The sequence below is a fragment of the Pseudomonas sp. GZD-209 genome, from assembly GCF_049310485.1.
In the GTDB taxonomy this organism is placed as follows: Bacteria; Pseudomonadota; Gammaproteobacteria; order Pseudomonadales; family Pseudomonadaceae; genus Aquipseudomonas; species Aquipseudomonas sichuanensis.
Window position 1 is genome coordinate 1 of record NZ_JBMOWQ010000181.1, and the last position, 6,592, is coordinate 6,592.

Here is a 6,592-nt window from a genome sequence, read left to right on the forward strand (position 1 = left end):
AAGCCCGCTCCCACGCTACTGGACACTACTCCAATTCCAGGGGCAGTCCATGTCGTGGGAGCGGGCTTGCCCCGCGATTAGGCCGGGACAGGCTCAGGGCAGTTCGCGGCTGCGGTAGAAGGCAGTGAGCACCTTCACCAGGTGCGCCAGGTCATGGCTGCCGCACAGCTCGCGGATCGAGTGCATGGCAAAGGTCGGCAGGCCGATGTCGACCGTGCGCACGCCCAGGTTGCCGGCGGTGATCGGGCCGATGGTCGAGCCGCAGCCCATGTCGCTGCGTACCACGAAGCTCTGCACCGGCACTTCCTCGGCCATGCACAGGTGGCGGAAGAACCCGGCGGTTTCGCTGTTGGTGGCGTAGCGCTGGTTGTTGTTGACCTTGATCACCGGGCCTGCGTTGAGCTTGGGCCCGTGGTTGCCGTCGTGCTTGTCGGCGTAGTTGGGGTGCACGCCGTGGGCGTTGTCGGCCGAGATCATCAGCGAGCGCTGCACGGTGCGCACGTAGGCGTCACCTTCGGGCAACAGGCGCTGCAGGGTCTGTTCGAGCATCGGGCCGTCGGCGCCGCAGGCCGAGCAAGAGCCGACTTCTTCGTGGTCGTTGCACACCAGCAGGCAGGTTTCGTCGCTGTCGGCACTCAGCAGCGCCTGCAACCCGGCATAGCACGACAGCAGGTTGTCCAGGCGGGCGCCGGCGATGAAGTCGCCGTTCAGGCCGATCAGTGCCGCGTCCTGGGTGTCGTAGAAGCTCAACTCGTAATCGAGCACCACGTCGGCGTTGAGGTCGTGCTCGCGGGCCAGTTGCTCGGTGAGCAGCGCGCGGAAGTCGATGCGCTCGTCGCCTGCCACCTGGGCCAGGATCGGCGGCAGTTCGGTCTGCGGGTTGATCATCCAGCCTTCGTTGGCGGTGCGGTTGAGGTGGATCGCCAGGTTGGGGATCACCGCGATCGGCAGCTTGAAGTCGATCAGCTGGCTTTCGACCTTGCCGTCACGGCGGAAGGTGACCCGCCCGGCCAGCGACAGGTCGCGGTCGAACCACGGGGCGAGCAGGGCGCCGCCATAGACTTCGACGCCCAACTGCAAGAAGCCCTGGCGCTGCAGTTCGGGTTGCGGCTTGACCCGCAGGCACGGGCTGTCGGTGTGGGCGCCGACCATGCGGATGCCGCTCATCAGCGGCGAGTGCTTGCCGAGCTTGATGGCGATGATCGAGGAGTCGTTGCGGGTCAGGTAGTAGCGCCCGCCAGGCACCGTGGCCCAGCTGTCGCGTTCGTCCAGGTGCTGGAAGCCAGCGGCTTCGAGGCGCTGCACGAGGCTTGCGGTGGCATGGAAGGGCGTCGGGGAGGCCTTGAGGAATTCAATCAGGCCGGCGTTCAGGGCATCGCGCATATGTCACTCCAGACAGCAGTGGCGCGAGTTTAGCGTAATTGCTCGACAAATTGTGTCGACCCTTTCGCGGGTAAACCCGCTCCCACAGCGTTCGATGCACCCTGTGGGAGCTGGCTTGCCGGCGATGAGGCCGGTGCAGCCACATGAATTCAGAACGGCGCCGGGCACTCGAATTTCAACCGCTGCCCGGACATCGGGTGGGTAAAGCTCAGCATCGAGGCATGCAGGCACAGCCGCTCATGGGCGGCCAGCGCCTCAGGGTTGGCATACAGGCGGTCCCCCAGCAGCGGATGGCCGATCGACAGCATGTGCACGCGCAACTGGTGCGAGCGCCCGGTGATCGGTGTCAGCTCGACCCGGCAATAATCGCCGCAGCGTTCGACGATGCGCCAGAAGGTCAGGGCGTGCTTGCCTTGCTCATGGTCGACCACGTGGCGCGGTTTGGTCGGCGGGTCGTAGCGCAGCGGCAGGTCGATACTGCCGCTGTCCAGCTGCGGTTGGCCCCAGCACAGCGCGGTGTAGGCCTTTTCCGTCTCGCGGTCGTGGAACTGGCGCGACAGTTCGCGGTGGCTGTCGGCGTCACGGGCCAGCAGGATGATCCCCGAGGTTTCCCAGTCCAGGCGGTGGACGATCAGCGCGTCGGGGTAGCCGTTTTCCTGCAGGCGGGTGATCAGGCAGTCCTTGTTGTCATCGGCACGGCCCGGCACCGACAGCAGCAGGGTCGGCTTGTTGATCACCAGGATGGCGGCGTCTTCGTGAAGGATCTGGATGTTCGACAGCGGCATGTTCGGGCGTTCTCTGCAAAGCATTGTGGGAGCGGGGGTGGGCCACCATCGAGGCAGAAGGTAATCCCGGGGGGGCAGAAGTCCCCAAAAGTATACCTGGGGCTGCTGAAGGCTCAGCGATCAGGCAGGGTGATGTTCAGTTCCAGAATCGAGCAACTGCCCTGGTTTTCCAGTTCGATCTGCACGTCATCATTGCCGATGTTGACGTACTTGCGAATCACCTCGACCAGCTCCTTCTGCAGGGCAGGCAGGTAGTCCGGGGTGCTGCGCTGGCCACGCTCGTGCGCCACGATGATCTGTAGACGCTCTTTCGCTACCGACGCGCTGCTCTGTTTCTGTCTGCCACGAAAGAAGTCAAAAAGGTTCATGGTTTACTTGCCTCCAAACAGGCGTGCGAAGAATCCTTGCTTCGGCACTTCGATGAACCGCAGTGGCTTGGGCTTGCCCAGCAGGCGGTCGACGGTGTCACTGTACGCCTGGCCGGCATCGCTCTGGTCATCGAGGATGACCGGGATGCCCTGGTTGGACGCCTTGAGCACGGCCTGGGATTCGGGAATGACACCCAGCAGTTCGACCGAGAGGATTTCCTTGACGTCTTCGACGCCCAGCATTTCGCCCTTCTCGACACGCTCTGGGTGGTAGCGGGTGATCAGCAGGTGTTCCTTGATCGGGTCGTCACCTTGTTCCGCGCGGCGCGACTTGCTCGACAGCAGGCCGATCATGCGGTCGGAGTCACGTACCGAGGAGACTTCCGGGTTGGTCACGACGATGGCTTCGTCGGCGAAGTACATCGCCAGGTGCGCGCCTTTTTCGATACCGGCCGGCGAGTCGCAGACGACGAACTCGAACTGCTCCTTGAGCTCCATCAGCACCTTTTCCACGCCTTCCTTGGTCAGCGCGTCCTTGTCGCGGGTCTGGCTGGCGGCCAGCACGTACAGGTTCTCGAGGCGCTTGTCCTTGATCAGGGCCTGTTGCAGGTTGGCTTCGCCGTTGACCACGTTGACGAAGTCGTACACCACGCGGCGTTCGCAGCCCATGATCAGGTCGAGGTTACGCAGGCCGACGTCGAAGTCGACGATGACAGTCTTGTGCCCACGCAGTGCGAGGCCGGTACCGATAGCGGCGCTGGTGGTGGTCTTGCCCACACCCCCCTTGCCGGAAGTAACCACGAGAATCTTGGCCAAGGTGTTTCACCCCTAAATAATCGGGACAGGCGTCCCTGCAAATACAAAAAAACGGCAACGGTAAAAAGTTGCGCTAAAAATGCCGGCAAGTATCCGTTAAAGACGGGTGATGTTCAACACGTCACCGGACAGGCTGACCTGTACGCCCGAGCCCCACAGCGGGTCGCGGCGCAGGTCTTCGCAAACTTTGTACTGGCCGGCGATGGAGACCATTTCTGCGGTCATCTGCTGGCAGAAGATGCGCGCCTTGGTATTGCCCTTGATCCCCGCCAGGGCCCGGCCGCGCATGGCGCCGTACACATGGATGTTGCCATCGGCAAGAAGTTCCGCGCCCGGGCTGACGGAGCCGGTGACCACCAGGTCGCCACCCTGAGCATAGATCTGCTGGCCGCCGCGCACCGTCGTGGTGATGATGCGCGTCGGGCGCACTTCGGGTTCGGCTGGCGCCGGTGGCGGTGCAGGTTCGGCGGGTTTGACCTCCGGCTCCGGCTCCAGCGGGCGCTCGCGGGCACCGGAAGGCGGCAGCACCGGCAGGTCGATGGCGATCGCCGCGGCGATGTCCTCGATGCGGTTGGCGCGGATCGCCAGGGTGCGCAGGCCATGATGGCGGCAGACGCGCATCAGCCCGGGCAGGTCGATGGCGCCCTCGTCAGGGGGCAGCTTGTCCAGCGCCAGCACCAGCGGCGTGTTGCTGAAGAAGTTCGGCGCCTGCGCCACCTTCGCCGCCAGCTGGCGGTCGAGGGATTCGAGGTCGTTGCGCGCCAGTTCCAGCACGGTGATGGCAAGCATGCTGCCCTTGAGCTGGAACACGGGGGCGTTGTCGGGTGTCTGGTTAGGGCTCATGGTCTGCATAGACGGCTTGTTGCGAGAAAAGTGCCCTGACTTATAGCGATAAGACCGATTGCCCGCAACCGATGTAGAATGCCCGGCCCTTGTCTTGCCGGAAGCTTCAATGGAACGCCCGCGTTTTCGCCGCCAATTTCTCCACCCGCGATTCTGGGCCCTTTGGCTTGGCCTGGGCCTGTTGTGGCTGGTCGCCCAGTTGCCTTACCGCGCCCTGCTCGGGCTCGGCCGCGTTCTCGGTGCGCTGATGTACCGGGCGGCCGGCGAACGCCGCCGCATTGCCGCGCGTAACCTTGAATTGTGTTTCCCCGAGCTTTCCAGCGACGAACGGCAGCGCCTGCTCAAGGAAAATTTCGCCTCCACCGGCATCGCCTTCTTCGAAATGGCCATGAGCTGGTGGTGGCCACAGGCTCGCCTGGCCCGCCTGGCGCACATCGAAGGCATCGAACACCTGCAGGCTGCCCAGCGTGAAGGGGAGGGGGCGATCCTCATGGCCGTGCACTTCACCACCCTGGAGATCGGCGCCGCGCTGCTGGGCCAGGTTCACACCATCGACGGCATGTACCGCGAGCACGGCAATCCGGTGTTCGACTTCATCCAGCGCCGTGGCCGCGAGCGCCACAACCTCGATTCGCTGGCGGTGGAGCGCGACGATGTGCGCGGCATGCTCAAGCTGCTGCGCAAGGGCCGGGCGATCTGGTATGCGCCCGACCAGGACTACGGCATGAAGCAGAGCATCTTCGTGCCGCTGTTCGGCATCCCGGCCGCCACCGTTACCGCCACCAGCAAGTTCGCCCGCCTGGGCAAGGCCCGGGTGATCCCCTTCACCCAGAAGCGCCTGGAAGATGGCAGCGGCTACCGCCTGGTGGTGCACCCGCCGCTCGAAGGCTTCCCGGGGGAGACCGAAGAGGCTGACTGCCTGCGCATCAACCAGTGGGTCGAAGGTGTGTTGCGCGAGTGCCCGGAGCAATACCTGTGGGCGCACCGGCGGTTCAAGTCGCGGCCTGAGGGCGAGCCGCGGCTGTACGACAAGAAGAAAAAATGACAGAGCATCGCGGGGCAAGCCCGCTCCCACGCTCTGGACTGCGCCCAAGAGTTGGATTGATTTCCAACTTTTTGGGGGCAGCCCAGAGCGTGGGAGCGGGCTTGCCCCGCGATAGCGACTCCAGGAAGGAACCATGACCCCCACCACCGGCCTGATCCTCTCCGGCGGCGGCGCCCGCGCCGCCTACCAGGTCGGCGTGCTCGCCGGCATCGCCGAACTGCTGCCGCCCGGCGCGGCCAACCCGTTCCCGGTGATCGTCGGCACCTCCGCCGGCGCCATCAACGCGGTCAAGCTGGCCAGCGGCGCCACCCGCTTCGCCGAATCGGTGCAGCACCTGACCGCCTTCTGGCAAAACTTTCGCAGCCACCTGGTACTGCGCAGCGACTGGCCCGGGGTGATCCGCCAGGCCAGCCGTTTCGTCGGCCACAGCCTGCTGGGCCTGGGCGGCCAGGTGCCGGTGGCACTGCTCGACAGCCGCCCGTTGCGCAAACTGCTGCACCAGCACCTGGACCTGGACGGCATTGCCCATTCCCTGGCCGCCAACCAGTTGCGCGCCATCGCCGTGACCGCCTTCGGTTATGAGTCCGGCCAGGCGGTGACCTTCTATCAGGGCCGCGACACCATCGAGCCCTGGCTGCGCCACCGGCGTATCGGCATGCCCACGCCGCTGACCATCGACCATCTGCTGGCCAGCTCCGCCATCCCGTTGCTGTTCGCCCCGGTGCGGCTGGGCGAGGAGTTTTTTGGCGACGGTGCGGTACGTCAGTCGGCGCCGATCAGCCCGGCCCTGCACCTGGGGGCCAGCCGCGTGCTGGTGGTGGGCGTCAGTGGCAACCCCCAGCGCCCGGCGCCGCCGTTACCCACCCAGCGGGTGTTCAGCGGCCAGCAGCCGAGCCTGGCGCAGATCGGCGGGCACATGCTCAACAGCACCTTCATCGACAGCCTCGAAGACGACATCGAGCTGCTGCAACGCCTCAACCACCTCAGCCACATGCTGCCAGCGCACCTCGATGCGCGGCGCCTGGGGTTGGCACCGATCGAGGTGTTGGTGGTGGCGCCAAGCCAGCCGCTGGACGAGATCGCCGCGCGGCACCGGCGCGACCTGCCGGCGGCGCTACGGCTGTTCCTGCGCGGGCCGGGGGCGACCAGGACCAGTGGCGCAGGGGTGCTCAGCTACCTGCTGTTCGAGGCGAGCTATTGCAGCGAGCTGATCGAGCTGGGGCGCAAGGATGCGTTGGCCAAGAAGCGCGAGTTGTGCCAGTTCCTGGGGATCTGACAAAGCATCGGGGGGGGGGGGGGGGGGGCCCCACAACGACGGTGGGGGGGGGGCAAACAGCACGCTGGCCTTAACT

Annotated in this window: 7 protein-coding genes; 2 read left to right on the forward strand and 5 right to left on the reverse strand. The window is 65.4% G+C overall.

The features are described from left to right. Positions 1–93 precede the first annotated feature (93 nt). The 5 genes from ACO6VM_RS19875 to minC form a co-directional block, all read right to left on the reverse strand. Positions 94–1,383: a M18 family aminopeptidase gene (locus ACO6VM_RS19875; protein WP_322359365.1), complete on the reverse strand. Its 1,290-nt coding sequence runs from the start codon at positions 1,381–1,383 to the stop codon at positions 94–96. Positions 1,384–1,532: 149 nt separating this feature from the next. Further along, positions 1,533–2,168 (reverse strand): RluA family pseudouridine synthase, encoded by a 636-nt coding sequence (locus ACO6VM_RS19880; RefSeq protein ID WP_422403705.1) that lies wholly within the window; start codon positions 2,166–2,168, stop codon positions 1,533–1,535. A 113-nt stretch (positions 2,169–2,281) separates the two neighbouring features. Continuing rightward, a complete protein-coding gene (minE, locus tag ACO6VM_RS19885; RefSeq protein WP_023631120.1) occupies positions 2,282–2,536 on the reverse strand; it encodes a cell division topological specificity factor MinE in 255 nt (84 codons plus the stop codon). 3 nt (positions 2,537–2,539) lie between these two features. Next, positions 2,540–3,352 carry a septum site-determining protein MinD gene (gene minD / locus ACO6VM_RS19890; RefSeq protein ID WP_110996258.1) on the reverse strand — a complete coding sequence of 271 codons (813 nt, stop codon included), beginning with the start codon at positions 3,350–3,352 and terminating at the stop codon, positions 2,540–2,542. Between the two features lie 96 nt (positions 3,353–3,448). Next, on the reverse strand, positions 3,449–4,204 hold the full coding sequence (minC, locus tag ACO6VM_RS19895; RefSeq protein ID WP_390967648.1) for a septum site-determining protein MinC: 756 nt from the start codon (positions 4,202–4,204) through the stop codon (positions 3,449–3,451). A gap of 100 nt (positions 4,205–4,304) precedes the next feature. Between minC and ACO6VM_RS19900 the strand changes: the two genes are divergently transcribed. Together ACO6VM_RS19900 and ACO6VM_RS19905 are read left to right on the forward strand one after the other, a co-directional pair. Further along, entirely contained in the window at positions 4,305–5,240 is a 936-nt protein-coding gene (locus ACO6VM_RS19900) for a lipid A biosynthesis lauroyl acyltransferase (RefSeq protein ID WP_125857770.1), read from the forward strand. A 133-nt stretch (positions 5,241–5,373) separates the two neighbouring features. Continuing rightward, positions 5,374–6,516, forward strand: coding sequence for a patatin-like phospholipase family protein (locus ACO6VM_RS19905; RefSeq protein WP_401057667.1), 1,143 nt, complete (start codon positions 5,374–5,376; stop codon positions 6,514–6,516). The last annotated feature ends 76 nt before the right edge of the window (positions 6,517–6,592 follow it).